This window comes from Enterobacter cloacae complex sp. P29RS (genome assembly GCF_014893445.1).
Classification (GTDB): Bacteria; Pseudomonadota; Gammaproteobacteria; order Enterobacterales; family Enterobacteriaceae; genus Enterobacter; species Enterobacter intestinihominis.
In genome coordinates this window covers 1-26,016 of record NZ_JADBPZ010000016.1, presented here as the reverse complement: position 1 = coordinate 26,016, position 26,016 = coordinate 1, and the positions used below count along the sequence as shown (strand labels likewise).

General features: G+C 53.7%; 22 protein-coding genes. 5 read left to right on the top strand and 17 right to left on the bottom strand.

Going from position 1 to position 26,016, the window contains the following annotated elements:
• Positions 1-3: 3 nt before the first annotated feature.
• Positions 4-783 (bottom strand): tRNA uridine 5-oxyacetic acid(34) methyltransferase CmoM, encoded by a 780-nt coding sequence (cmoM, locus tag IM282_RS13375; protein WP_006809373.1) that lies wholly within the window; start codon positions 781-783, stop codon positions 4-6.
• Between the two features lie 120 nt (positions 784-903).
• Between cmoM and elyC the strand changes: the two genes are divergently transcribed.
• Positions 904-1,683 carry an envelope biogenesis factor ElyC gene (gene elyC, locus IM282_RS13370; RefSeq protein WP_022647634.1) on the top strand — a complete coding sequence of 260 codons (780 nt, stop codon included), beginning with the start codon at positions 904-906 and terminating at the stop codon, positions 1,681-1,683.
• Here elyC and IM282_RS13365 read toward each other — a convergent pair.
• The 13 genes from IM282_RS13365 to IM282_RS13305 all read right to left on the bottom strand — a co-directional run bounded on the left by IM282_RS13365 (position 1,660) and on the right by IM282_RS13305 (position 16,571).
• Positions 1,660-2,553: a YcbJ family phosphotransferase gene (locus IM282_RS13365; protein WP_023299729.1), complete on the bottom strand. Its 894-nt coding sequence runs from the start codon at positions 2,551-2,553 to the stop codon at positions 1,660-1,662. The two genes, elyC and IM282_RS13365, sit on opposite strands and share 24 nt — an antisense overlap.
• Before the next feature lie 130 nt (positions 2,554-2,683).
• Positions 2,684-3,430, bottom strand: a complete 747-nt coding sequence (gene kdsB, locus IM282_RS13360; RefSeq protein WP_063150010.1) for a 3-deoxy-manno-octulosonate cytidylyltransferase — start codon at positions 3,428-3,430, stop codon at positions 2,684-2,686.
• Positions 3,427-3,609 (bottom strand): protein YcaR, encoded by a 183-nt coding sequence (ycaR, locus tag IM282_RS13355; protein WP_003858220.1) that lies wholly within the window; start codon positions 3,607-3,609, stop codon positions 3,427-3,429. Before ycaR ends, kdsB begins: the two co-directional genes overlap by 4 nt.
• 45 nt (positions 3,610-3,654) lie before the next feature.
• Entirely contained in the window at positions 3,655-4,884 is a 1,230-nt protein-coding gene (locus IM282_RS13350) for a winged helix-turn-helix domain-containing protein (protein ID WP_192970477.1), read from the bottom strand.
• Positions 4,885-4,927: 43 nt separating this feature from the next.
• A complete protein-coding gene (gene lpxK, locus IM282_RS13345) occupies positions 4,928-5,905 on the bottom strand; it encodes a tetraacyldisaccharide 4'-kinase (protein ID WP_192970476.1) in 978 nt (325 codons plus the stop codon).
• The gene (msbA, locus tag IM282_RS13340; RefSeq protein WP_192970475.1) at positions 5,902-7,650 is read right to left on the bottom strand and encodes a lipid A ABC transporter ATP-binding protein/permease MsbA; all 1,749 of its coding nucleotides are present in this window, start codon (positions 7,648-7,650) and stop codon (positions 5,902-5,904) included. Before msbA ends, lpxK begins: the two co-directional genes overlap by 4 nt.
• Before the next feature lie 36 nt (positions 7,651-7,686).
• Positions 7,687-9,951, bottom strand: coding sequence for a ComEC family protein (locus IM282_RS13335; protein WP_192970474.1), 2,265 nt, complete (start codon positions 9,949-9,951; stop codon positions 7,687-7,689).
• A 212-nt stretch (positions 9,952-10,163) separates the two neighbouring features.
• Complete coding sequence (gene ihfB / locus IM282_RS13330; protein WP_003858233.1) at positions 10,164-10,451, bottom strand: integration host factor subunit beta; 288 nt, start codon at positions 10,449-10,451, stop codon at positions 10,164-10,166.
• Positions 10,452-10,621: 170 nt separating this feature from the next.
• Positions 10,622-12,295, bottom strand: coding sequence for a 30S ribosomal protein S1 (gene rpsA, locus IM282_RS13325; protein WP_003858235.1), 1,674 nt, complete (start codon positions 12,293-12,295; stop codon positions 10,622-10,624).
• 111 nt (positions 12,296-12,406) lie between these two features.
• The gene (cmk, locus tag IM282_RS13320) at positions 12,407-13,090 is read right to left on the bottom strand and encodes a (d)CMP kinase (RefSeq protein WP_015570968.1); all 684 of its coding nucleotides are present in this window, start codon (positions 13,088-13,090) and stop codon (positions 12,407-12,409) included.
• 185 nt (positions 13,091-13,275) lie between these two features.
• On the bottom strand, positions 13,276-14,559 hold the full coding sequence (gene aroA / locus IM282_RS13315) for a 3-phosphoshikimate 1-carboxyvinyltransferase (protein WP_023299723.1): 1,284 nt from the start codon (positions 14,557-14,559) through the stop codon (positions 13,276-13,278).
• A gap of 68 nt (positions 14,560-14,627) precedes the next feature.
• The gene (gene serC / locus IM282_RS13310; RefSeq protein ID WP_022647627.1) at positions 14,628-15,716 is read right to left on the bottom strand and encodes a 3-phosphoserine/phosphohydroxythreonine transaminase; all 1,089 of its coding nucleotides are present in this window, start codon (positions 15,714-15,716) and stop codon (positions 14,628-14,630) included.
• 162 nt (positions 15,717-15,878) lie between these two features.
• Positions 15,879-16,571: a DUF421 domain-containing protein gene (locus IM282_RS13305; RefSeq protein ID WP_023299721.1), complete on the bottom strand. Its 693-nt coding sequence runs from the start codon at positions 16,569-16,571 to the stop codon at positions 15,879-15,881.
• 127 nt (positions 16,572-16,698) lie between these two features.
• Here IM282_RS13305 and ycaO point away from each other — a divergent pair, with 127 nt between their 5' ends.
• The 4 genes from ycaO (at position 16,699) to pflA (ending at position 23,000) form a co-directional block, all read left to right on the top strand.
• A complete protein-coding gene (ycaO, locus tag IM282_RS13300; RefSeq protein ID WP_022647625.1) occupies positions 16,699-18,459 on the top strand; it encodes a 30S ribosomal protein S12 methylthiotransferase accessory factor YcaO in 1,761 nt (586 codons plus the stop codon).
• Between the two features lie 405 nt (positions 18,460-18,864).
• Positions 18,865-19,722, top strand: a complete 858-nt coding sequence (gene focA / locus IM282_RS13295; RefSeq protein WP_017384832.1) for a formate transporter FocA — start codon at positions 18,865-18,867, stop codon at positions 19,720-19,722.
• Positions 19,723-19,773: 51 nt separating this feature from the next.
• Positions 19,774-22,056, top strand: a complete 2,283-nt coding sequence (gene pflB, locus IM282_RS13290; RefSeq protein ID WP_022647624.1) for a formate C-acetyltransferase — start codon at positions 19,774-19,776, stop codon at positions 22,054-22,056.
• Between the two features lie 203 nt (positions 22,057-22,259).
• The gene (gene pflA / locus IM282_RS13285) at positions 22,260-23,000 is read left to right on the top strand and encodes a pyruvate formate lyase 1-activating protein (protein WP_192970473.1); all 741 of its coding nucleotides are present in this window, start codon (positions 22,260-22,262) and stop codon (positions 22,998-23,000) included.
• 36 nt (positions 23,001-23,036) lie between these two features.
• On the opposite strand, the gene IM282_RS13280 is transcribed toward pflA, so the two are convergent.
• The 3 genes from IM282_RS13280 to IM282_RS13270 form a co-directional block, all read right to left on the bottom strand.
• Complete coding sequence (locus tag IM282_RS13280; protein ID WP_032624534.1) at positions 23,037-23,558, bottom strand: anti-virulence regulator CigR family protein; 522 nt, start codon at positions 23,556-23,558, stop codon at positions 23,037-23,039.
• Positions 23,559-23,681: 123 nt separating this feature from the next.
• Positions 23,682-24,830, bottom strand: a complete 1,149-nt coding sequence (locus IM282_RS13275; RefSeq protein WP_023305804.1) for an MFS transporter — start codon at positions 24,828-24,830, stop codon at positions 23,682-23,684.
• A gap of 274 nt (positions 24,831-25,104) precedes the next feature.
• The gene (locus tag IM282_RS13270; RefSeq protein WP_192970472.1) at positions 25,105-25,968 is read right to left on the bottom strand and encodes a dimethyl sulfoxide reductase anchor subunit family protein; all 864 of its coding nucleotides are present in this window, start codon (positions 25,966-25,968) and stop codon (positions 25,105-25,107) included.
• Positions 25,969-26,016: the final 48 nt, after the last annotated feature.

Genomic DNA, 26,016 nt, shown 5'->3' with positions numbered 1-26,016 from the left:
AGATTATCCTTGCATCTGCGGCTTGCGCGCGGTGACGTGGATATAGCGGCCAAGGCTCAGATAAGGCTCCTGGCGGCAGTACCGCGTCTCTATTTCTGTTAAGGCGTCTAAACAGTCATCCTGTTTTTGTTTATCACGCAGATAATCATGAAACACCCTCACGCCGGTTTTGCCGGTAATTTCCCAACCGATCTCCTCCAGCCAGCCATAGACCTGCTGCGGTTCACGGGGGAAATCCGGTGAAAGCGTGCGTCGTTTCTTTTTATACATGCCCTGCTGTACATAGCCAAAATTGCCGACCAGCACGTTTCGCATTAGCAGGCCGTTGGCATTGTAAAACATCAGCGATAACGCACCGCCCGGGCGCAGCATCGACCACAGCGTTTTTAACATCGCTTGTGGTTCGGCGACCCATTCGAGCACAGCATGAAACAATATCAGATCAACCTGCGTTTCCAAATGCTGCGGAATGTCCTGAGCGGCGCAATGTATAAAATGCATGTTGTCGCTCACACCTTTCTCTTCTGCCGCTCGCCCGGCGCGCGCAACCATCTCGGCAGAAAGATCGCAAAGCGTGACGTGATGTCCCCGCTGCGCCATCAGAATTGCAGTCTGCCCTTCCCCACCGCCGGCATCCAGTACGCGCAACGGTCGGTCACCAAATTCAGCCAGCAGCTTATCCAGATCCTGCCAGAGGATCGTCTGACGAAGCTGACCTTTGGTGGTGCCATAAATGTTGCGCGAAAACTTTTCCGCGATGTCATCAAAATTGCGATCCCGCATTGGGAGGGTTCCACTCACTGCAAAACCGCTATTTTGTCACACCCGCGCGGAGAATGAACCACTCTGGTGTAATATCACGGGCAATCGCCTGCTGTATGGTTAAAAAAGGAACCAAAAAGGATGCTTTTTACCCTAAAAAAATATATCGGAGGCATGATGCTTCCCCTTCCCCTGCTGTTGCTTCTCATCGCGCTGGGGCTGGCATTGATATGGTTTAGCCGCTTTCAGAAAAGCGGTAAATCCCTCGTCACCGTGGGCTGGCTGGCGCTGCTGTTACTCAGCCTGCAACCGGTCGCTGACGGTTTGTTACGCCCGATTGAAAACACCTACCCTACATGGCAGGGAAAACAGAAGGTGGGCTATATCGTGGTGCTGGGCGGCGGGTATACCTGGGATCCGAACTGGGCCCCCAGCTCAAACCTGATCAACAACAGCCTGCCGCGCCTGAACGAGGGGATCCGCCTGTGGCTTGCCAACCCGGGATCGAAGATGATCTTCACGGGCGCTGCGGCAAAAACCAACCCGGTAAGTACCGCTGAAGCAGGGGCAAGAGTGGCTGAATCGCTTGGCGTACCACGTTCCGCCATCATCACGCTGGATAGCCCAAAAGATACCGAAGAAGAAGCTGCTGCGGTGAAACAAGCCATCGGTGATGTGCCGTTCCTGCTGGTGACCTCTGCTTCACACCTGCCGCGCGCAATGATTTTCTTTGAGAATCAGGGCCTGCATCCGCTTCCTGCTCCGGCAAACCAGCTGGCCATTGACGCCCCGCTCAACCCGTGGGAACGGATAATCCCGTCCCCGGTATGGCTGATGCACAGCGACCGCGTCGGTTACGAGACGCTTGGCCGCCTGTGGCAGTGGCTCAAGGGTTCGTCAGGCAAGCCAGGGCAGGAGTGATTTTGCGGCCAGATCGAAACTGGCGCGATTAAAGCGCCCGGTGTTGACCAGTTGCGCCACCTCATCCCAGAGAAGATAGAGCCAGCGTCGCCAGAGAAAGGCCTCCGCAACGGGGGCGCGCTGAAGATAGTGCCAGAGCAAATCTTCCGCCGCCCCGCCCTCGCTCAGCCTGAACAGTTCGTACTCGCGCGGCGCCCAGAGCATGATCCCCGGCCCGACCATTGCCAGAAGCTGATCGCTGCGCGAGTCTTTAAGCATACTGCGCAGCGTGAAGTTGCCGTGAACCAGCACGCAGTTGTCGTTAAAACCCTCAAACAGCGTCGGAAGACATTCCCGGGTGCGGAACAGAATACGTTTGTCCTGCATCGTTAAACCGGTGTTGTTGAACTGGTTCAGCGTGCCCCAGAGCACTTCGACACGCTGGCGATACCATAGCGGCCACAGGTTTTCCTGGGTGCTGTCTACCGCGCCAACAAGACCCCGGCTGTCCTGCCGATGCCAGGCTAGCAGGGCCTCGACAATCTGATCTTTCAGCTGTTCCCAGCGCTCCGGTGTACGCGTCGGGGCTTCAACAGAAACCCCGCGTAAACGTTCAATAAGCAGAACATCCGGGCCGGGATGCTCCTCATGGGTCATCACGCCGTAGACCGTCGGCATACGGACAGTCCCTTCCCGCGCCAGCATCGACATTTTCCAGGCCAGCTGTCTGGCGACGCCCGGCGAGGTAAAACTTCTGGCCATCAGCGGCATGGGGTTTCCCTGACTGTCGTACAACGACCAGAGTGCGGTATCGGCCTTTTCATTCACGCATTCCACCCGGCTTAGCTGTTCGCCAAGGAGATGGCTGAGTTCAGCACGCAGCTGTTCCATATGAGATTACCCCCATTAAGACTACTGCTTTTATAATGAGCGCGCGAACCCCGGATGTCACCCGGTCGAGATCAATAATGAAAAAGAAAAGGAAGAGAACATCCCCCCAGAACGAGGGGATGGCAGCGAATTAACGCAATTCGACGCGTACGCGCTCGAGATCTTCAGGCGTATCCACGCCGGTGCCAGGGACTTCCTGGGCAACCGCAACGTGAATTTTCTCGCCGTACCACAGTACGCGAAGCTGTTCGAGCATTTCGATATGCTCAAGCGGGCTTGGTGCCCAGGCGACATAGCGACGAATAAAGCCGGCGCGGTAGCCGTAAATACCGATGTGGCGCAGGAAGGTTTCGCCGATCGTCTCTTTCGATTGCGCGAAACGATCGCGATCCCACGGAATGGGGGCGCGGGAGAAATAGAGCGCGTAGCCCTCTGCGTCCATGACCACTTTCACCGCATTCGGATTGAACGCCTCTTCAGCGTGGTGAATCGGCACCGCAAGGGTCGCCATGCCAACCTTACGCTGGGCCAGGTTGTCGGCCACCTGACGGATAATAGCCGCCGGGATCATCGGCTCATCGCCCTGCACGTTCACAATCACCGTCTCGTCACTGAAACCGCATTTTTCGACGACTTCCGCCAGGCGCTCGGTGCCTGACTGGTGGTCGGCACGGGTCATGCACACTTCCCCACCCGCGGCCTCAACCGCTCGCGCGACATCCGGGTGATCGGTGGCGACGATGACGCGTCCGGCGCCCGATTCGCGTGCCCGTTCAAGGACATGCACAATCATCGGTTTACCGTTGATATCCACCAGCGGTTTACCTGGCAGGCGCGTTGAAGCATAACGCGCAGGGATAATGACAACAAAACTCATGGTTTGATCTCTTCTGCCACCAGGGAACGGGCTTCATTTTCCAGCAGGACCGGAATACCGTCACGCAGCGGGAACGCCAGGCTGTCCAGTTTGCAAATCAGCTCTTGTTTATCCTGGCTGTAATACAGTTTGCCGTTGCACACCGGGCAGGCAATAATTTCAAGTAAACGGTGATCCATAGTTCCTCCGTATGGGTAATCGCTAAAGCTTATCACATTCCCTTTTCAGGGAGTGCCTGTTTCCCAGCCACCTCGACAGGTCGTAAACAGCCCCGCAGGCACGCGACCGAGTACAATTTCATACGCCCCCTGCCAGCGCGCAAATTCACTGAGCGCAGACGTTAGCCCTTTTTCCAGGCCAGCCGTGACTTTTATGCCCTCTTCCAGCCAGAGCGCGATAATTTCAAGCGTGCCGGTTTTACGGTGCATTTTAGCGTCCATGCGCCCGACAAGCTGCCCTTTATGAAGCAACGGCAAAACAAAATAACCGTACTGACGTTTTTGCGCCGGGGTGTAGCATTCCAGACGGTAGCTGAAATCAAACAGCTGTTCGGCCCGCTTTCTGTCCCAGACAACGGGGTCGAACGGCGAGAGCACGGCACTGTGGGTCGCCTGGAGTTTGCCCTCTTGCGCCTGCGCCAGCAGAGGGAACAAATCCGCATGCAGCCACATTTCACCTAACGACTCAACCGAGACCGGCATCACGCGCTGTTCACGCTGCCACGTTTCCAGCAGCGGTTTTAGCTGCGGCTGACGCAGGCGATAATAATCCGCCAGCCACTGTGGGCGGAATATGCCCAGGCTGCGGGCGCTGTTCCCGAGCATGATGGCTTCGGCTGCGTCCTGAGACAGCAGGTCACGCGTATCGTCCCAGTGAGGCATAACGCGGTGCGTGAGGTCATAGACGCGCTGAAAGTTGCGGCGCTCGACCACCATCACTTTGCCCGACGTAAACAGCCCTTCAAGATGGCGTTTGTGCGGTTTCCACTCCCACCATCCGCTTGCGCCTTTTCGCGGGTGTTCAAAATCCGCAGAGCGTACCGGACCGTTTTTCTGAATATGGGCAATCAGTTGCTCTATTTCATCCGCGTGTTCCGCCATCCATTCCTGGCGGTATTTCCAGCCCATTTTGTCCGGGGCGAGCATGCGGTGACGCACCAGTGCAAAATCGCTGCGCGGGAGAAAACAGGCTTCATGCGCCCAGTATTCCATCAGTTCGCCCTGACTTAGCGCATTATCCAGCCACTGCGGAGGATAGTTTCCCAGGCGGCTAAACAGGACCAGATACGGGCTACGCGCCACGATGTTAATGGTGTCGATTTGCAGCAACGACATGCGTTGCACGGTAGAGAGGATATTAGCTGGCTGCGCGCGGCGGCGGGGCTTTTTCAGAAGCCCCTGGGCGGCAAGATGCAAGTTTCGTGCGGCTGCAAGTGAGAGTTGCGGTAGAGACATGCGTTTTCCTGTCAGTCAAAGCGCCACCGGAACCGCGTAGAAGTTACTGCACTAACGCGAGCAGTTCCTTGAGCAAATGTTCCGGCTGTTCGCCGCTGAGTTCAGCATCAACCGGCAGATACCACCAGTTTTCTTTCGCAAAGGCCCGGCATTTTACCGCGTCTTTTTCCGTCATGATCAGCGTCTGGCCCGGCGCTGCCAGCCTTTCAACCTCTTCGGCAACTAACGCCTGGTGATCGGCCAGCGGCACCCGTTTTTCCAGCCGAGCGCCGCACTGCTCCAGCGTTGCGAAGAAACGCGGCGGATGACCTATACCGGCCATCGCAACCAGATGTTCCAGTTGCGCGACGTCTTTACGCTCGCCGGTCAGCATATTTACGGCCTGTCCGGGACGAAGAAGCATCGGGATTTCGCTCGCTCTGGCTTCACCACCGTTCACAATCACGGCATCAACGGTTTTCAGGCGCGACGCACGCTCGCGCATTGGACCGGCTGGAAGCCACCAGCCGTTGCCAAAACGCCGCACGCCGTCAATAACCACGATCTCTTTGTCACGCGCCAGCGCGTAATGCTGCAAACCATCATCGGTAATGATGATTTGTACATCATGCTCCGCAAGCAGTGCCTTCACGGCATCACTGCGCACCGGCGATACCGCAACCGGCGCGCCGGTACGCTGGTAAATCAGTACCGGCTCATCACCGGCTTCAGCGGTTGTCGTAGCTGGGCTCAGCACCAGTGGATACTGCGCCGCTTTACCACCGTAACCGCGTGAGACAACTCCCGGGCGGATACCGCGCCTCTGGAGCTGCTCTACCAGCCAGATCACCACCGGGGTTTTGCCGTTTCCACCCGCCGTCAGGTTGCCGACCACCACTACCGGTACCGGTGCGCGCCAGGCGCGCTTGATCCTGAGGCGATAAAGCAGACGAATAGCACCGCTCACCAGGCCATACAGCCAGGAGAGCGGGAGAAACAGCACCCACAGAGGGGACTCACCCGACCAGATGCGTGCAATCATTGACCGAACTGCATTTTATGAAGCTGCGCGTATACACCACGTTGTTCCAGCAGGTCCGCATGGCTGCCGCGTTCAACGATAACGCCGTCTTCCACCACCACGATTTCGTCAGCCTGTTCGATGGTCGACAGACGGTGCGCGATAACCAGCGAGGTACGGTTTTTCTGTAATTCATCCAGAGCCGACTGGATAGCGCGTTCAGATTCCGTATCCAGTGCGGACGTTGCTTCATCGAGGATCAGAATCGGGCTGTTGCGCAGCAGCGCTCGGGCAATCGCGATACGTTGACGCTGACCACCGGAGAGCAGCACCCCGTTTTCGCCAATGATCGTATCCAGACCGTTATCCATTTTGTTAATGAAGTCCATCGCATAGGCCATACGCGCCGCATTCTCGATCTCTTCACGGCTGTACTCTTCGGTACGGGCATACGCAATGTTGTTCGCCACCGTATCGTTGAACAGATGCACGTTCTGCGAAACCAGCGCGACCTGGTTACGCAACGACTGTAGGGTATATTCCCGCAGGTCGTGACTATCAAGCAGGATTTCGCCCTGGTCGATATCGTAGAAACGGGTAATCAGGCTGGCAATAGTCGACTTGCCCGAACCGGAACGACCGACCAGTGCAACGGTCTTACCCGCCGGGATGGACAGGCTGATATCACGCAGCGCCGGCACTTCACGGCCTGGATAGGTAAAGGTCACGTTGCGGAATTCCAGGTCACCTTTAGCGCGCTCTATCACGCGTGTACCTTCATCTTTTTCTTGTTCGGAATCGAGGATGCTGAACAGCGTCTGACAGGCTGCCATCCCGCGCTGGAACTGGGCGTTGACGTTAGTCAGCGATTTCAGCGGACGCATCAGCGCAATCATGGATGAGAACACCACGGTAATGGTACCCGCAGTCAGGGTTTCCATGACGCTCGGGAAGCTTGCTGCATACAGGACGAAGGCCAGGGCCAAAGAGGCAATCAGCTGAATGATCGGATCGGAAATCGACGAGGCCGATACCATTTTCATCCCTTGCAGGCGCATTCTGTTGCTGACCTTGTCAAAGCGTTTGGTTTCGACTTCCTGACCGCCGAAGATCAACACTTCCTTATGGCCTTTCAGCATCTGCTCGGCGCTGGTAGTCACCTGCCCCATCGTATTCTGCATATTTTTACTGATGTTGCGAAAACGCTTTGATACCACGCGGATCGCGATGGAGACAATCGGCGCCAGCACAATAAGGATCAGCGACAGTTGCCAGCTGTAATAGAACATCATCGCAAAAAGACCGATGATGGATGCGCCTTCACGCACAACGGTAATCAGTGCGCTGGAAGAGGACGACGCCACCTGCTCTGAATCGTAGGTAATACGCGACAGCAGGGTACCGGTTGACTGTTTGTCAAAGAATGAGACTGGCATCCCCATCATATGGCTGAATAACCGACGGCGCATGGTCATCACCACTTTACCGGATACCCAGGAGATGCAGTAGCTGGATACATAGCTGGAGATTCCGCGTAAGATCATCAGCCCAATAACCACCAGCGGCATCCATAGCAGCACTGAACGATCCGTTTTACCAAAACCGTCATCCAGTAACGGTTTGAGAAGCGATAACATAAACGTATCGCTGGCTGCGTTGAGGATTAACGCTACGCCCGCCACGATCAAGCCTGCTTTGAAAGGTGCAATCATCGGCCAGAGCCGGCGGAACGTTTGCCACGTGGAGAGATCTTTGTCGTTATGCATTCAAAAAACCAGCATTTGTTGAAATAGCCGCATATTCTACCCGTTATCTACGGGCGCGCCAAACCACTGATGATACCAACGCGGTAAATAGTGTTCACGTAAGCGGCGAATTTGCCGACTTTGGTGCGAAAACGTCACAGTTATCTGTCCGGACTGCGGGGTATCAAGCCAGAGATATCCCTCAGTTCGATAGCGCCTGACTACTTTGATGGAAGGGAAACGCCACGCGTTATAGCGGGCCATCGAGGCCAGCGAAACCTGCCCCTCCACGCGCTGTAGCAGCGGTGTTGAAGATGACGTGTTACTCCCATGGTGCGGCACCTGAATCAGTGTAGCCGCAAGTTGACGCCAGCGGTGGCTCGACATTGCCAGTTCTGCCTGCGCTTCAATATCTCCGGTCAGTAAAACGCTCTGTTCGCCGTCATCGATTTTTACCACGCAGGAGCGGTTGTTACCTTTCGCCGAGGTGTTTTCGGGTGGCCAGTGCACGGAGAACGTTAACCCATGCCACTGCCATCGTTGTCCACGAAAGCATGGAAGATGTCCGGCCCAGGCTAAGGGGCTTCTGATCCACATTGCAGGCCAGGCAGCTTTTAGCGATGCCAGTCCCCCCGCGTGGTCGAGATGTTCATGGCTCAGGATCACCCCTTCCGGCCTCAGATGATGCCAGCGTAGCCAGGGGATAATCAGCTGCTGCGCGCTGTCCCCACCGGGCCATGCCAGCCCGGTGTCATACAGAATGGCCTTCCCGTGACGCTCAATGACCATCGCCAGCCCTTGCCCTACATCCAGCATATGCAGGGACCAGCTGTCAGTTTTAATCCTGTGCCAGAGGGGAAATGCCATCACCACGCTGCCTGCCAGACAGACTGCGGGTACTGCGCTGAAGGCCCTGAATCGCCAGCCAATGATCAGCAGCCACGGCAGTAACGTCAGGTATTGCCAGCGTTCATCCACGTCCTGCCAGCCATTCGGTAAACGCATCAATAGCCAGAAAAGTCCTGCCAGAGACTTATCGGCAGCCAGCCAGACGATACTTTCCAGCGTCGCCACCGGAAACAGATGCAGAAACATACCGAGCAGGATCAGTGGAACTGAGATAATCGTTACCAGAGGAACAGCAAACAGATTCGCCACCAGCGAGGAGAGACTGAAACCATGGAAAATCAGTACCTGAAGCGGCAACAGAAGCAGCAGCATTCCAACCTGCAAATACAACAGCGTAACCAGCGGCCGCAGGCACCGGCCACGTTGCCAGTGCGGGAGAGGCAACCACTGATACCAAAAAATAAGCGCGGCGACCGCAAACGCGGATAACGCCAGGCTTTGTGACAGTACCGCCAGCGGATCGAAAAACAGGATCGCCGCCACGCAGGTAAGCCATACCTGCCAGGGCGACCACTGGCGACCACTCATTTTTAATGCAGCCAGTACCACAAGCGCAATAACCGTACGCAGCGCAGGCGGCTGCAAGCCCGTTAGCCATGCGTAAAACGCGGCAAAAATCAGACCTGCCAGTAAGGGCATTTGCCAGATAATCCAGCGGCCCGGCAGGAAAAACTGGATGCCCCGAGCCAGTAGCCAGACAGCAGAAGCTGCCAGCGCAATATGCAATCCCGAAATGGCCATGAGATGCATCGTTCCGGTCTCACGCATCAGGTTTTTTATCTCCCGCGAGACCGACAGCCGCTCCCCCATTCCCAGCCCCAGGATCACGGGCCCCCACTGATATGCTGAAAGCGTATTCTGTAGTGATGTCAGGTATTGCGAACGCAGGCTACAGCGTGCGTCGATAATCTCCGCATGGGTAAACCGTCCGCTCAGCGTCTGGTGTCGGGCAAAGGCGTTTTTCTGCGAATCATAGCCGCCATCGTTGAGTTCTCCGTGTACCGCCCTGAGCCGCAGGGTCATCGCCCAGCGTTGACCCACGCAGACATTTTGAGGCAGGTAGTTGCCGTAGAGTGACACGCCCATAGCAGCCCACACGCGTTCTCCATTGAGGCTGATAATCCTTCCCTGATGCATCGTTGCGCCGTCAGTTGCGGTAATGACCACCTCGGCCTGCTGCGGTGCTCTCGTTAAATGGTTCATCGGCCACACGCTTTCCTGAGCGGCCAGGATCCCCCAGCACATAAAAAGCAATGCGAGGCCTGAAAACCTGAGCCATTTTCTCTGCTGTACGGATAACGCAATTCCTGCGGCAATCAGCAACCAGACAATATGCAAGTCTGGCAAAACGGGTAACCAATAGAGCGGGATTATGGCCAGAATGGCGCACATACTGATAACGTGGATCCCCATCTTCACCTCCATGTTTCAGGCGATTATGCGGCGGGAGTGATGCGTCGTCAGACAGAAAAGGCGTGATTTACAGCGGGCGCTGCAACGTTTTTAAGCGTTTACAGCAAGGAGAAAATGAGAATGCGGCGCGTATTCAGAAATGCAGGGGCGGGATACAAAAAAAGCACCCTAAGGTGCTTTCTTTAAACTCAGTTTAACCCTGATGATTAAACTCAGTTACCGTAAATATTGGCGCGATCGCGCAGTTCTTTACCCGGCTTAAAGTGCGGAACATACTTTCCTTCCAGCTCCACTTTATCGCCAGTCTTCGGGTTACGCCCGGTACGTGGTGCACGATAGTGCAGGGAAAAACTACCGAAACCGCGGATTTCAATGCGCTCGCCCTGGGCAAGAGTGGTAGCCATATGCTCCAGCATCTCTTTAACGGCATCTTCCACAGCCTTGGCAGGGATATGCGGTTGCTGACTGGCAAGTCTTTCAATCAATTCTGACTTGGTCATGATTCCTCCGGTTCCTTTCAAACCCATTAGCTGAACAGCTTATTAAACAAGGGCGGCCGTAGCCGCCCTTTGTTATTGATTACAGGACGAATCCTGCAATCTGTCAAGTCTGCTCTCCATCCTTCGCGCTGTAAATGCGTTACAGCTCAAATGATGGTGCGAACCTGAACTTACTCGCCTTTAGCTGCTTTGAAAGCTTCAGCCATTGCGTTGTTAGAGAAGTTTGCATCTTCCTGTTTGTTCACAGTTGCGATTGCATCTTTCTCATCAGCTTCGTCTTTAGCACGAACAGACAGGCTGATTGCACGGTTCTTACGGTCAACACCGGTGAACTTAGCTTCAACGTCGTCACCAACGCTCAGAACCAGAGTTGCATCTTCAACGCGGTCACGTGAAGCTTCGGAAGCGCGCAGGTAACCTTCAACGCCGTCAGCCAGTTCTACGGTTGCGCCTTTAGCGTCAACAGCAGTCACTTTACCGTTTACGATTGCGCCTTTCTTGTTCAGTGCAACCCAGTTGTTGAACGGATCTTCTGCGAGCTGTTTAACGCCCAGGGAGATACGTTCACGCTCTGCGTCAACCTGCAGAACAACTGCTGCGATTTCGTCGCCTTTTTTGTATTCACGAACTGCTTCTTCGCCTGCAACGTTCCAGGAGATGTCAGACAGGTGAACCAGGCCATCGATGCCGCCGTCCAGGCCGATGAAGATACCGAAGTCAGTGATAGACTTGATTTTACCTTCAACACGGTCGCCCTTGTTGTGGGTTTCCGCGAACTGCTGCCATGGGTTGTTTTTGCACTGCTTCAGGCCCAGGGAGATACGACGACGTTCTTCGTCGATATCCAGAACCATCACTTCCACTACATCACCAACGTTAACAACTTTGGATGGGTGGATGTTTTTGTTGGTCCAGTCCATTTCGGAAACGTGCACCAGGCCTTCAACGCCTTCTTCGATTTCAACGAAGCAGCCGTAGTCGGTCAGGTTGGTAACGCGACCAGTCAGTTTAGTACCTTCTGGGTAACGCTTAGCGATAGCTACCCATGGATCTTCGCCCAGCTGTTTCAGGCCGAGGGATACACGAGTACGCTCGCGGTCGAACTTCAGCACTTTAACAGTGATTTCGTCGCCCACGTTCACGATTTCGCTTGGGTGCTTAACGCGTTTCCACGCCATGTCGGTGATGTGCAGCAGGCCATCAACGCCGCCCAGGTCAACGAATGCGCCGTAGTCAGTGAGGTTCTTAACGATACCTTTGACTTCCATGCCTTCCTGCAGGTTTTCCAGCAGCTGATCGCGTTCTGCGCTGTTTTCGGATTCGATAACGGCACGACGGGAAACAACAACGTTGTTACGCTTCTGGTCCAGCTTGATTACTTTGAACTCAAGCTCTTTGCCTTCGAGGTGCAGGGTGTCACGGACTGGACGAACGTCTACCAGAGAACCTGGCAGGAACGCACGAATACCATTCAGCTCAACAGTGAAGCCACCTTTAACTTTGCCGTTGATAACACCGACCACAGTTTCAGCTTCTTCGTAAGCTTTTTCCAGCGTGATCCATGCTTCGTGACGTTTAGCTTTCTCACGAGACAGCAGGGTTTCGCCGAAGCCGTCTTCTACTGCGTCCAGAGCAACGTCAACTTCGTCACCTACCTGGATTTCCAGCTCGCCCTGGGCGTTTTTGAACTGCTCAGCCGGGATGGCGGACTCAGATTTCAGACCGGCGTCAACCAGTACTACGTCTTTGTCGATAGCAACAACAACACCGCGAACGATGGAACCCGGACGGGTTTCGATTTCTTTTAAGGATTCTTCAAACAGTTGAGCAAAAGATTCAGTCATGTTTAATCTTCAGGTTAATATTAACGTCCACCTGGCTCCGTGCCGGATGGGGTTGTTTCACATACCCGCCGTCAATCCATTGCAGCGGGGGTACTGCTAAATCGGTCGCGATTACGCGAGTGCCAGTTTTTGGCGCGCATATTGTAGCGCTTTTTCAATCACTTGCTCAATAGTTAAACTGGTTGAATCCAGCACTAATGCGTCTTGCGCGGGAACAAGTGGTGCGACGGCGCGGTTACGATCGCGGTCATCGCGCTCTTTTATCTCGGATAAAAGGCGATCAAAGTTAACACTAAACCCCTTTTCCTGCAACTGAAGCATGCGGCGTTGAGCACGTTCTTCCGAAGAGGCGTCAAGGAAAATTTTCACTGGCGCATCAGGGAATACCACGGTTCCCATGTCGCGACCGTCGGCGATCAGCCCCGGCGCTTCGCGGAAACCGCGCTGGCGACGTAACAGCGCTTCACGAACGCGTGGGAAAGCCGCCACCTGAGAGGCCGCATTGGCCACTTCCTGCGTACGGATTTCACCGCTGACATCTTCCCCTTCCAGGATCACTTCAAGGTTGCCATCAGTAGAGACAAAGCGCACATCCAGATGTGCAGCCAGCGGTACCAGCGCTTCTTCAGACGCAACATCTACATGATGATGCAGCGCAGCCAGCGCCAGCACGCGATAGATTGCTCCCGAATCTAAAAGATGCCATTGCAATGCTTCCGCCATCGCTTTGCACAGAGTACCTTTCCCTGCGCCACTTGGCCCATCAATGGTGATTACCGGGGCAATTGCCGTCATCTTTTTCTCCTTAATTAAGGCATACCGTTTACATGAACGCCGCGCATTATACGCGCCAACGTGCGCAACTGTTACCTTTGCGTGCAAATTACGGAATGATTGAAGCAGAGTGTAGAAGAAATGAAAGAGGATGACTGTCAGAAAGCGTAAGGAAATGCCGCATCAGGAGATGCGGCATACGATCGTCAGGCCAGGGTGCTAATGCGCGCCAGCTGTTCGAAGTAGTCCGGGAAGGTTTTCGCCGTGCACTTCGGGTCAAGGATGGTGACTGGCGTATCTGACAGCGCCACCAGCGAGAAACACATCGCCATGCGGTGATCGTTGTAGGTGCCAATTTCTGCAAATTGCAGTTTTGCCGGCGGCGTGACGCGAATGTAGTCTTCGCCCTCTTCTACCACCGCCCCCACTTTACGCAGCTCGGTTGCCATTGCGAACAGGCGGTCAGTCTCTTTTACGCGCCAGTTATAGATGTTACGCAGCGTGGTGGTGCCTTTCGCAAACAGCGCAGCGGTGGCGATGGTCATTGCCGCGTCAGGAATATGGTTCATGTCCATGTCGATGGCGTTCAGCTCACCGTGCGTACAGGAGATGAAGTCATCGCCCCAGGTCACAACCGCGCCCATTTTTTCCAGCACGTCGGCAAAACGAATATCGCCCTGCACGCTGTTGCGACCAATACCCGTCACTTTTACCGTACCGCCTTTAATCGCACCCGCGGCCAGGAAGTAGGACGCGGATGACGCATCCCCTTCAACCAGGTAGTTGCCCGGAGACTGGTACTGCTGTGCCCCGCGCACCACGAAGCGCTGATAAGACTGGTTTTCCACCTCAACGCCGAAGGTTTTCATCAGGTGCAGCGTGATATCAATGTACGGCTTAGAGACCAGGTCGCCTTTAATGCTAATCACGGTATCATTTGGAGCCAGCGGTGCGGTCATCAGCAGTGCCGTCAAGAACTGGCTGGAGACGCTACCGTCAACCTCAACATTATCGCCAGTGAAACCACCGCGCAGACGCAGTGGCGGGTAATTTTCTTGCTCAAGATAATCAATCTGCGCGCCGCCCTGACGCAGGGCATCGACCAGGTGGCCGATCGGACGCTCTTTCATGCGCGGCTCGCCGGTCAGCACAATATCGTTGCTCCCAAGACACAGCGCAGCGGCCAGAGGACGCATCGCCGTACCGGCGTTACCCAGGAAAAGCTCCAGCGCTTCAGCGGAATGTAATGCGCCGCCGTTACCGGTGACTTCACAACGGGTACGATCGTCTGACAGCGCGTACTGAACGCCCAACGCTTTCAGTGCATTGAGCATATGGCGCACGTCATCGCTGTCCAGCAGGTTGGAAAGGACGGTGGTGCCGTTTGCCAGAGCTGCCAGCAGCAGAGCGCGGTTCGAGACACTTTTTGAACCAGGCAGATTAATGGTGCCATCTACCCGCGCGATAGGTTGTAACGTCAGGGATTCCATGAAACTTAACTCTCAACTCAACATAATAAAAACCCCGCAGGAACGCTGCGGGGGTGAAAAACAGCCAATTAACCGTGACGACGTTCGAAGTCGATCATGAAATCAGTCAGGGCTTTAACGCCTTCCAGCGGCATCGCGTTATAGATAGAGGCACGCATACCGCCTACCACACGGTGACCTTTCAGCGCATGCAGACCCGCCGCGAAGGACTCTTCCAGGAACACGTTATCCAGGTTGTTGTCCGCCAGCTGGAACGGCACGTTCATGCGCGAACGGTTAGTTTTGGCGACATCGTTACGGTAGAAATCGCTCTTGTCGATCACGCCGTACAGCAGTTCAGCTTTTTGCTGATTGATCTTGTCCATCTGCGCCACGCCGCCTTTTTGCTTCAGCCATTTGAAGACCAGGCCGGAGAGATACCAGGCGAACGTTGGTGGAGTGTTGAACATGGAATCGTTGTCGTTCAGGACGGTGTAATCCAGAATTGACGGGCAAGACTTATGGGCTTTCCCCAGCAGGTCTTCACGCACGATAACGATAGTCAGACCCGCAGGACCGATGTTTTTCTGGGCACCCGCGTAGATGACGCCGTAGCGGCTGACGTCCAGCGGCGTGGACAGAATGGTGGAGGAGAAGTCCGCCGTCACAATGACATTTTCGCCAAAGTCTGGCTCTTCGTGAATAGCGATACCGTCGATGGTTTCGTTCGGGCAGTAATGAAGATACGCGGCGTTGTCAGAAAGCTGCCACTCACTCATCGGCTTCACGGCGCGCATACCGTCAACGGTCACTTTGGCATCGATAACGTTCGGCGTGCAATATTTGTGCGCTTCTTTTACCGCACTGGCCGCCCAGTAGCCGGCATCAACGTAATCAGCGGTGGATTTGTCGCCCAGTAGATTGAGCGGAATACCCGCAAACTGACCGCGTCCACCGCCGTGACAGAACAATACTTTGTAGTTCGAGGGAATGTTCAGCAGATCGCGAAAATCCTTTTCTGCCTCTTCCGCCACCTGAATAAACGCTTTACCCCGGTGGCTAACTTCCATCACCGACGTACCCAGACCGTTCCAGTCACACAACTCCTGTTGAGCCTGTTTGAGCACGTCTGCCGGTAACATTGCCGGACCTGAACTGAAATTAAAGACTTGAGCCATTTCCCCTCACCACGCTAAAAGCCATAAGTTATAACTGTGGATATCGGTTTTATCATTCAGTGACACGCGCCGCAATGTCTAAAACTTATGGCCGAAGAAATGTGCCCCTCGTCACACAAAACAATCTGCCGTACCGTTGTCGCAAAACCGACAATATCGCTGTCAGGTAATGCGTTTAGCCCGGCTAACCTTCGTCCATTCTGGATTTGTACAGCGAGGGCATAATTGATGATCGCCCGCCTGCATGACCACCACGTGGCTGCATTTTATGCAGGCATACTGGCCCGCATCAGGGACGGTTTTGTATCGCTCGATAAGCATATCCGGCAGTATGCACAGGCCGGGCTTGACCTCATCGTCAGGATAGTAATAAACGCTGATTTGACCGTTCGTTTCCATAATCGCCAGACGCACCTGCCCCAGTTGTTCAACGCTGCTTATACGTAGCTCCATAAAGAACTCAAACTCCGTCATATTGGCGCTTTGCACATTCTCCCAGGCCAGTTGACCATCTTCGACAATCACCACCGGTTTTCCTTCGAACAGATCTTCCAGTTTTTCACTTTTCGACATCAGCCACATGACCAGCCGGTACAGCAGCGCAAGCGTCACGAAGACGATAAAAACCGGCACCATCGGCACATCGTCATAAAAGGCAACGTCCCCTGCCGCCGAACCCAGCGTCAGGATAATCAGCACTTCAAACAGTGACATCTGCCGCACGCCGCGACGTCCGGTGATTTTCAGGAACAGGAAGACGAGTACAAAGGTGTACAGGCTACGCAACGCCACTTCGCCTAAAAACTCAGGTGGGACTTTATCAAACGCCATCCGCTGGAGATCAAATGCTTTCATTTTTTTATGCCTTAACAGTAGGTTACTGCTTATAAGCATAGCCCAGCCATTTATTTTCGCCGGAGATAGCACCCGTCACGCAAAACCCGTATCATTGCGCGCTTTACGTACGATAAAAGTGAACGCCATGACTCAAACGTTTATCCCCGGCAAAGACGCCGCTCTGGAAGATTCCATCGCTCGCTTCCAGCAGAAACTGACCGACCTGGGCTTTAATATCGAAGAAGCCTCCTGGCTGAATCCGGTGCCTCACGTCTGGTCCGTGCATATTCGCGACAAAGACTGTGCGCTGTGCTTCACCAACGGCAAAGGCGCGACCAAAAAAGCGGCACTGGCCTCTGCGCTGGGTGAGTATTTTGAGCGTCTGTCCACCAACTATTTCTTCGCCGACTTCTGGCTGGGTGAAACGATTGCCAACGGCCCGTTCGTTCACTACCCGAACGAAAAATGGTTCCCGCTACCCGAAGACGACGAACTGCCGGAAGGCATTCTCGATGCCCGCCTGCGCGCGTTCTACGATCCGGAAAACGAACTGACCGCCAGCATGCTGATCGACCTGCAATCCGGCAATGAGGATCGTGGTATCTGCGCCCTGCCGTTCACCCGTCAGTCTGACGAGCAGACCGTTTACATTCCAATGAACATCGTTGGCAATCTGTATGTGTCTAACGGTATGTCTGCCGGTAACACCCGTAACGAAGCGCGTGTACAGGGGTTGTCTGAAGTTTTCGAGCGTCACATCAAAAACCGTATTATTGCTGAATCCATCAGCCTGCCGGAGATCCCGGCTGACGTGCTGGCGCGCTACCCGGGCGTGGTGGAATCCATCGCCAAACTGGAAGCGGAAGGTTTCCCAATCTTTGCTTATGACGGCTCTCTGGGCGGCAAATATCCGGTTATCTGCGTGGTACTGTTCAACCCGGCAAATGGCACCTGCTTCGCCTCTTTCGGCGCGCACCCGGACTTCGGCGTGGCGCTGGAGCGTACCGTGACCGAACTGCTGCAAGGTCGTAGCCTGAAAGATCTCGACGTATTCACCCCGCCAACCTTTGATGACGAAGAAGTCGCCGAGCACACCAACCTCGAAACGCACTTCATCGACTCCAGCGGTTTGATCTCCTGGGATATGTTCAAACAGGACGCAGACTATCCGTTCGTGGACTGGAGCTTTGCCGGTACGACGGAAGAAGAGTTCGCCACCCTGATGGCGATCTTCAACGCGGAAGATCAGGAAGTCTATATTGCCGACTATGAACACCTCGGCGTTTATGCGTGCCGTATTATTGTGCCGGGTATGTCGGACATCTATCCGGCAGAAGATCTGTGGCTGGCGAACAACAGCATGGGCGCGCATCTGCGTGAAACCCTGCTGGCCCTGCCGGGCAGCGAGTGGGATAAAGAAGATTATCTGAACCTGATCGCCCAACTGGACGAAGAAGGACACGATGATTTCACCCGCGTACGCGAACTGCTGGGTCTGGCAACCGGAAAAGATAACGGCTGGTACACGCTGCGCATCGGCGAGCTAAAAGCGATGCTGGCGCTGGCGGGCGGCGATCTGGATCAGGCTTTGGCCTGGACCGAGTGGACGATGGAGTTTAACCAGTCCGTCTTCTCCGCCGAGCGCACTAACTATTACCGTTGCCTGCAAACGCTGCTCTTGCTTTCTCAGGAAGACGACCGCGAGCCATTGCAGTATCTGAACGCCTTCGTCCGCATGTACGGTGCAGATGCCGTTGAAGCTGCCAGCGCTGCGCTGAGCGGTGAAGAACCGTTCTATGGCCTGCAAGCGGTTGACAGCGATCTGAAAGCCTTCCCGGCGCATCAGTCGCTGCTGAATGCGTATGAAAAATTGCAGAAGGCTAAAGCCGCTTACTGGTCAAAATAAGCGCATATAACATTAATGGCTGTAGGCGTATTCAATCGCCTGAGCTATATTACGGGGCAATTTCATTGCCCCTTTTTTTTATTTTTCCGCAATGACGTTTAATTGTAATAATTAAGTTAACCACGGGTAAATATAAAAACGCTTACCTGGGCTTTACTGTTACTAATTCTAATAAATACTCCATTTTAATTAACTGTTCCACGGGAGGCTGAAGGAAAAAATTCAACTCTTTTCATAACTTTTAAAATTTATTTTTATACGGATAATCAAATACTTACTCCGCTTTTGCTGTAAAACCATACACACTGCGGGCCTATAAGCCAGGCGAGATATGATCTATATCAATTTCTCTTCTATAATGCTTTGTTAGTATCTCGTCGCCGACTTAATAAAGAGAGAGTTAGTGTGAAAGCTGACAACCCTTTTGATCTATTACTCCCCGCTGCGATGGCGAAAGTTGCCGAAGAAGCGGGTGTCTACAAAGCAACGAAACATCCGATGACGACGTTCTTTCTGGCCATTACGGCTGGGGTGTTCATCTCCATCGCTTTCGTCTTCTATATCACAGCCACCACCGGCACTGCCGGGATGCCTTTCGGCATAGCGAAACTGATTGGTGGTATTTGCTTCTCACTGGGCCTGATCCTCTGCGTCATCTGCGGCGCCGACCTCTTCACCTCAACGGTGCTGATTGTTGTGGCAAAAGCCAGCGGAAGAATTACCTGGGGTCAACTGGGGCGCAACTGGCTCAACGTCTACGTTGGCAACCTGATTGGCTGTCTGCTCTTTGTTCTGTTGATGTGGCTTTCTGGCGAGTACATGACCGCCAACGGCGGCTGGGGGCTTAACGTCCTGCAAACCGCCGACCACAAAATGCACCATACATTTATCGAAGCCGTTGCTCTCGGCATCCTTGCAAACCTGATGGTCTGCCTGGCGGTCTGGATGAGCTACTCTGGTCGTAGCCTGATGGATAAAGCCATGATTATGGTTCTGCCGGTTGCGATGTTTGTTGCCAGCGGCTTTGAGCACAGTATTGCGAATATGTTCATGATCCCGATGGGGATTGTTATCCGCAACTTTGCAAGCCCGGAGTTCTGGACTGCTGTTGGTTCAACCCCGGAAAGTTTTTCACACCTGACTATTATGAATTTCATTACTGATAACCTGATCCCCGTCACTATCGGGAACATTATCGGTGGGGGTCTATTAGTTGGGTTGACATACTGGGTCATTTACCTGCGTGGCGGCGATCATCATTAATGGTTGTCTCAGGCAGTAAATAAAAAATCCACTTAAGAAGGTAGGTGTTACATGTCCGAGCTTAATGAAAAGTTAGCCACAGCCTGGGAAGGTTTTACGAAAGGTGACTGGCAGAATGAAGTCAACGTCCGTGACTTCATTCAGAAAAACTATACCCCGTATGAAGGTGACGAATCCTTCCTGGCTGGTGCGACTGATGCAACCACCAAGCTGTGGGACAGCGTAATGGAAGGCGTTAAACTGGAAAACCGCACTCACGCGCCAGTTGATTTTGACACCTCCGTTGCTTCTACCATCACTTCTCACGATGCTGGCTACATCAACAAAGCCCTTGAGAAAATCGTTGGTCTCCAGACTGAAGCACCACTGAAACGCGCAATCATCCCGTTCGGTGGCATTAAAATGGTTGAAGGTTCCTGCAAAGCGTATAACCGCGAGCTGGACCCAATGCTGAAAAAAATCTTCACCGAATACCGTAAAACCCATAACCAGGGTGTATTCGATGTTTACACCAAAGACATTCTGAACTGCCGTAAATCTGGCGTTCTGACCGGTCTGCCAGATGCCTATGGCCGTGGCCGTATCATCGGTGACTACCGTCGCGTTGCGCTGTACGGTATCGACTTCCTGATGAAAGACAAATACGCGCAGTTCGTCTCTCTCCAGTCTGACCTGGAAAACGGCGTAAACCTGGAAGCGACTATCCGTCTGCGTGAAGAGATTGCTGAACAGCACCGTGCGCTGGGTCAGATCAAAGAGATGGCGGCTAAATACGGCTGTGATATCTCTGGTCCTGCAACCAACGCTCAGGAAGCTATCCAGTGGACCTACTTCGGCTACCTGGCCGCGGTTAAGTCTCAGAACGGTGCAGCAATGTCCTTCGGCCGCGTATCCACCTTCCTGGATGCGTATATCGAACGCGATATCAAAGCAGGCAAAATCACCGAACAAGACGCTCAGGAAATGATTGACCACCTGGTCATGAAACTGCGTATGGTTCGCTTCCTGCGTACTCCAGAATATGATGAGCTGTTCTCTGGTGACCCAATCTGGGCAACCGAATCTATCGGCGGTATGGGCGTAGATGGCCGTACTCTGGTAACCAAAAACAGCTTCCGCTTCCTGAACACCCTGTACACCATGGGTCCTTCTCCGGAGCCGAACATCACCGTTCTGTGGTCTGAAAAACTGCCACTGAACTTCAAGAAATTCGCCGCTAAAGTGTCCATCGACACCTCTTCTCTGCAATACGAGAACGATGACCTGATGCGTCCGGACTTCAACAACGACGACTACGCTATCGCGTGCTGCGTAAGCCCAATGGTTGTTGGTAAGCAAATGCAGTTCTTCGGTGCGCGTGCAAACCTGGCGAAAACCATGCTGTACGCAATCAACGGCGGCGTTGACGAAAAACTGAAAATGCAGGTTGGTCCTAAGTCTGAACCGATCAAAGGCGACCTTCTGAACTTCGACGAAGTGATGGAGCGCATGGATCACTTCATGGACTGGCTGGCTAAGCAGTATGTCACTGCGCTGAACGTCATCCACTACATGCACGACAAGTACAGCTACGAAGCCTCTCTGATGGCGCTGCATGACCGTGACGTCGTTCGCACCATGGCGTGTGGTATCGCAGGTCTGTCCGTTGCGGCTGACTCCCTGTCTGCAATCAAATATGCGAAAGTTAAACCAATTCGTGACGAAGATGGTCTGGCTATCGACTTCGAAATCGAAGGCGAATATCCGCAGTTTGGTAACAACGACGCTCGCGTTGATGACATGGCGGTTGACCTGGTAGAACGTTTCATGAAGAAAATTCAGAAACTCACTACCTATCGTAACGCTATCCCGACTCAGTCTGTTCTGACCATCACCTCTAACGTTGTGTATGGTAAGAAAACCGGTAACACCCCAGACGGTCGTCGTGCTGGCGCGCCATTCGGCCCAGGTGCTAACCCAATGCACGGTCGTGACCAGAAAGGTGCGGTTGCCTCTCTGACCTCCGTTGCTAAACTGCCGTTTGCATACGCGAAAGATGGTATCTCTTACACCTTCTCTATCGTGCCAAACGCGCTGGGTAAAGACGACGAAGTGCGTAAAACTAACCTCGCGGGTCTGATGGATGGTTACTTCCACCACGAAGCGTCCATCGAAGGTGGTCAGCACCTGAACGTGAACGTGATGAACCGTGAAATGCTGCTCGACGCGATGGAACATCCTGAGAAATATCCTCAGCTGACCATTCGTGTATCAGGCTACGCAGTACGTTTTAACTCCCTGACGAAAGAACAGCAACAGGACGTTATCACCCGTACTTTCACTCAGTCCATGTAAGTGGAATTGACTGAAATCACGCGTTAAAAAGCGTACAATAAAGGCTCCACGCAAGTGGGGCCTTTTTAACACCCTCGCTTCATCAGTCTCTTTTGTCCGCTATCTATACTTAATGGATAACAGCCAAAACAGACTCGACATAGCCTTTGAGCTGTGCATCTACATAGGCCCACGGATGGGCCAAATTCGGAGATATCACCGCAATGTCAATTATTGGTCGCATTCACTCCTTTGAATCCTGTGGCACCGTCGATGGCCCGGGGATCCGCTTTATCACTTTCTTCCAGGGCTGCCTGATGCGCTGCCTGTACTGCCATAACCGTGACACCTGGGACACCCATGGCGGTAAAGAAGTCACCGTTGAGGATCTGATGAAAGAGGTGGTGACCTATCGCCACTTCATGAACGCGTCCGGCGGTGGCGTGACGGCATCCGGCGGTGAAGCTATTCTTCAGGCTGAATTTGTGCGCGACTGGTTCCGCGCCTGCCATAAAGAAGGTATTCATACCTGCCTCGACACCAACGGCTTTGTGCGCCGTTACGATCCGGTTATTGATGAACTGCTAGAAGTGACCGATCTGGTGATGCTCGATCTCAAGCAGATGAAAGATGAGATCCACCAGAATCTGGTTGGCGTCTCAAACCACCGTACGCTGGAATTTGCCAAATACATTGCCAATAAAGGCGTCAAGACCTGGATCCGCTACGTGGTAGTACCGGGCTGGTCAGATGATGATGATTCTGCACATCGTCTGGGCGAATTTACCCGGGATATGGGTAACGTGGAGAAAATTGAACTCCTGCCCTATCACGAGCTGGGCAAACACAAATGGGTGGCAATGGGTGAAGAGTACAAGCTCGATGGCGTGAAGCCGCCGAAAAAAGAGACGATGGAGCGCGTCAAAGGTATTCTTGAGCAGTATGGCCACAAGGTCATGTATTAACGAAAAGGCCCGGTGAAAACCGGGCCTTTTTATATTCTATTTAAAGACGCCGTTAATCACGGAAGTCACAATCGCGGTACTCAGCGCAATTAAGACCAGGTCGTCACCCACCACGCGCCATTCATAGCCCGGATAAGAAGGAAGCTGACCCAGCATATCGGCTGGCACGGTTTTCTTCGCAATGCCCGGAGGCAGTGGCTTACCGCGCGCCAGGTTTTTCGCAATACCCGGAGGCAGAGAGTCGTAGCCCGTTAAGCCGTAATTCAGTGCCAGATGGCGGGCATGATCGAAGCTCACGCGGACGTCAACATCATGACCCACATCGTTGCTGTTTTTAAAGCTCTTATCCGATTTTCCTGGATTATCCTGGCCGTTATTGTGCTTATTACCATGGTTACCAGCGTTCCCGTTACCATGATTGCCGCTATTACCTTGTCCGCCACCGTTTCCGTGACCACCGCCATTCCCGTTTCCAGGATTAGCCATGGCCGGAGCCGTTGCAAACGTTAAAGCCAACACTACGGCAAGTGCGGTAGTGGAAAAACGACGAGTAGACATGATTGCTGCCTTTTAGTGGTAGAACTCATTTGAATTATCGCCAGGCAGTAAAAACTCACAATAAGTAAAAGTCTTATATGTGACAGGGACAAAAAAGCCTGTCATCGACAGGCTTTTATTTAATCAGGCATGTGCCACTGGCGTTGGGTGCTCGCCCACTTTGCGCAGCAGCATTAACAGATAAATAAACGATACGCTGGCGATCATGATAAACAGCAGATTATCAGAGTAATTTTGCATGAGCATAGCGGTAAAAGTCGGCCCCAGTAAACTGCCGATGGTGTAACTCAGCAACAATGCCTGGTTCATCGCCACCAGCTGGTGATGCTCAACTTTCTCACAGGCCCAGGCCATCGCGACCGGATAGAGCGTAAAACCCGCAGCCCCCAGAATGAACAGCGCAGGCGCCATCGCGGCGTTGCTGAGCATAGCGAGACAGCCCATGATGACCACGAAAACCTGGACGCGCAGCACCAGCAGACGACCAAAGCGGTCCGCCAGGCGGCCAATTGGCCACTGGCCGACAATCCCCGCGCTGACCATCACCGCCATCCAGAAACCGATCCCGGAATCACTGACACCCTGATGGTTAAGATAGAGCGGCATCAGGCCATAGAGCGACCCCAGCACAATCCCGGAAATAATACAGCCGTTAATCCCCAGGCGCGCATGGCGCAGTCTCAGCATCGGCCAAACGTGCGTGGCCTCCTGATGCTCACTGCTCTGGTTCACGATACGGGTAAAGAGCAGCGGCAGAATTGCGGCCAGCACCATCCCTGTTACCCATGGCAGAACGCTCATCAGGTCGGTTGGGAATTTGCTGACCATCAGTTGTCCCAGAACGGTACCGACGTAGTAAACCATCATATAAGCCGCCAGCAGACGCCCGCGATTACGGGACGTGCCGCTGCACATCAGCGCACTTTCAACCACCACCCAGATCATGGCGCAGCCAACGCCCGCAATAAAGCGCCAGACCATCCAGCTCCAGAAGCCGACCATCAGTCCTAAACCGGCGCATCCGACGGCAAAGATCAGTGACGCCAGATAATAGCTGCGGTTAAAACCAAAGCGCTTAATAAGGCTGCCCGTTAATAAGGTGCCCAGCAGATTGCCCGTAAAAAAGGACGAGCTAACCATACCCACCTGCCAGGTTGGTAAGTTTTCATGGGCGAGCCATAGCGGGACGAGTGTGTTCAACACCGCGATCGCCAGGGTCAGCAAAAGCAGGCCACAGAGCAACAAAAGCACCGGGCGGGTATAGGTGGTCATGGATTAAAAACCGTGAGGAAGTTCAGATTTCGTGCGCATCATGCCACTGGCAAAAACAAAGTCAATCCACCGATTCAGGCGTCACGCACGATATGCGCCTTGTCGATTTAAAAAACTCATCCTGCTAATGCAAAACCTGCTACCAATATTAATTATCTATTTGTTTTTATTTATTTCCGGGAATTTTTACAACGAAACATCAGTCGAAAAATTTCATGAATGAAAAAAGAAAAGCCGGGCACTATGTCCCGGCTTTTTATAACAAAATCTAAAATTAGCTGGCGACAGCCATACCGACCGTCATATGCAGACCGTAAAATACGCCGCGACCAATTAACTCCCCTGCCAGCGCCAGCACAAAGGCCAGTGACAGCAACGGTAGCGCAGGCGCGTAACCTTTAAGCTGAGGGGCAATCCAGCACACCAGCGCCGCCGTCAGCAGCACCACACGCCAGGCCATCAGAGAACCGTAATCCGGTACCAGCGCCGAAGCCTGTTGGATAGAGCTGTGAATGGTCGCCAGCTCCGCTCCCTGCATAAGCGCTACAACGGTACTGATGACCAGTGCCAGCAGCGAGACCGCGGGCAGCAGGCGCATCGCCCAACCATTAATGCCAGCTACACGCAGAAGCAGATAACCCAGCAGCGGCCCGCCAATAAACATGGTCAGGAAGAAGCTCATCGGCGTCCAGACGCTGTACCAGGTCGGAACGGTATCGATGGTGTTGTACACCCGGACCATCATCCAGACAAAGACAACGCCCAGTACCATGGTGACGATGAGCCACAACGCACGTAACCCTGACGGCAGCTTTTTCAGCGCTGCCAGTAACCACCCCAGCCCGCCAACTGCAAAGAAGATTGCGCCGCTGGCAATCTCGTTACTCAGCGAAGAGGCACCTATGCGGTTCAGGGAGTTAAACGCGCGCATCGGTGAGCCCAGGTGCAGCGTAGAGGCGATAAACCCAATCCCCATCAACACCCACAGGCCAAACATGCTCAACACTAAACGCTGCTGCTGTTCAGCATTGAGGTTCCCTTTTAACAGCGCCAGCGCAAGGACGATAAACCCGCCTGCAACACACTGCCCAAAGACCGTGAAGATCATAAGCGGCCATTCATGCCATCCACTTCCCATCTCACACCTCCTTCGGGTTTGCCAGGTAGCCGGTGGTGTCACCCGTCG

Bases quoted from the DNA above. Each gene is read 5' to 3' on its own strand.
- msbA (WP_192970475.1), bottom strand. From the start codon at position 7,650: ATGCATAACGACAAAGATCTCTCCACGTGGCAAACGTTCCGCCGGCTC.
- elyC (WP_022647634.1), top strand. From the start codon at position 904: ATGCTTTTTACCCTAAAAAAATATATCGGAGGCATGATGCTTCCCCTT.
- ycaO (WP_022647625.1), top strand. From the start codon at position 16,699: ATGACTCAAACGTTTATCCCCGGCAAAGACGCCGCTCTGGAAGATTCC.
- serC (WP_022647627.1), bottom strand. From the start codon at position 15,716: ATGGCTCAAGTCTTTAATTTCAGTTCAGGTCCGGCAATGTTACCGGCA.
- rpsA (WP_003858235.1), bottom strand. From the start codon at position 12,295: ATGACTGAATCTTTTGCTCAACTGTTTGAAGAATCCTTAAAAGAAATC.
- aroA (WP_023299723.1), bottom strand. From the start codon at position 14,559: ATGGAATCCCTGACGTTACAACCTATCGCGCGGGTAGATGGCACCATT.
- IM282_RS13305 (WP_023299721.1), bottom strand. From the start codon at position 16,571: ATGAAAGCATTTGATCTCCAGCGGATGGCGTTTGATAAAGTCCCACCT.
- pflA (WP_192970473.1), top strand. From the start codon at position 22,260: ATGTCAATTATTGGTCGCATTCACTCCTTTGAATCCTGTGGCACCGTC.
- kdsB (WP_063150010.1), bottom strand. From the start codon at position 3,430: ATGAGTTTTGTTGTCATTATCCCTGCGCGTTATGCTTCAACGCGCCTG.
- cmk (WP_015570968.1), bottom strand. From the start codon at position 13,090: ATGACGGCAATTGCCCCGGTAATCACCATTGATGGGCCAAGTGGCGCA.
- lpxK (WP_192970476.1), bottom strand. From the start codon at position 5,905: ATGATTGCACGCATCTGGTCGGGTGAGTCCCCTCTGTGGGTGCTGTTT.
- pflB (WP_022647624.1), top strand. From the start codon at position 19,774: ATGTCCGAGCTTAATGAAAAGTTAGCCACAGCCTGGGAAGGTTTTACG.
- cmoM (WP_006809373.1), bottom strand. From the start codon at position 783: ATGCGGGATCGCAATTTTGATGACATCGCGGAAAAGTTTTCGCGCAAC.
- IM282_RS13365 (WP_023299729.1), bottom strand. From the start codon at position 2,553: ATGGAACAGCTGCGTGCTGAACTCAGCCATCTCCTTGGCGAACAGCTA.
- IM282_RS13280 (WP_032624534.1), bottom strand. From the start codon at position 23,558: ATGTCTACTCGTCGTTTTTCCACTACCGCACTTGCCGTAGTGTTGGCT.
- ihfB (WP_003858233.1), bottom strand. From the start codon at position 10,451: ATGACCAAGTCAGAATTGATTGAAAGACTTGCCAGTCAGCAACCGCAT.
- IM282_RS13350 (WP_192970477.1), bottom strand. From the start codon at position 4,884: ATGTCTCTACCGCAACTCTCACTTGCAGCCGCACGAAACTTGCATCTT.
- ycaR (WP_003858220.1), bottom strand. From the start codon at position 3,609: ATGGATCACCGTTTACTTGAAATTATTGCCTGCCCGGTGTGCAACGGC.
- IM282_RS13335 (WP_192970474.1), bottom strand. From the start codon at position 9,951: ATGGGGATCCACGTTATCAGTATGTGCGCCATTCTGGCCATAATCCCG.
- IM282_RS13270 (WP_192970472.1), bottom strand. From the start codon at position 25,968: ATGGGAAGTGGATGGCATGAATGGCCGCTTATGATCTTCACGGTCTTT.
- IM282_RS13275 (WP_023305804.1), bottom strand. From the start codon at position 24,830: ATGACCACCTATACCCGCCCGGTGCTTTTGTTGCTCTGTGGCCTGCTT.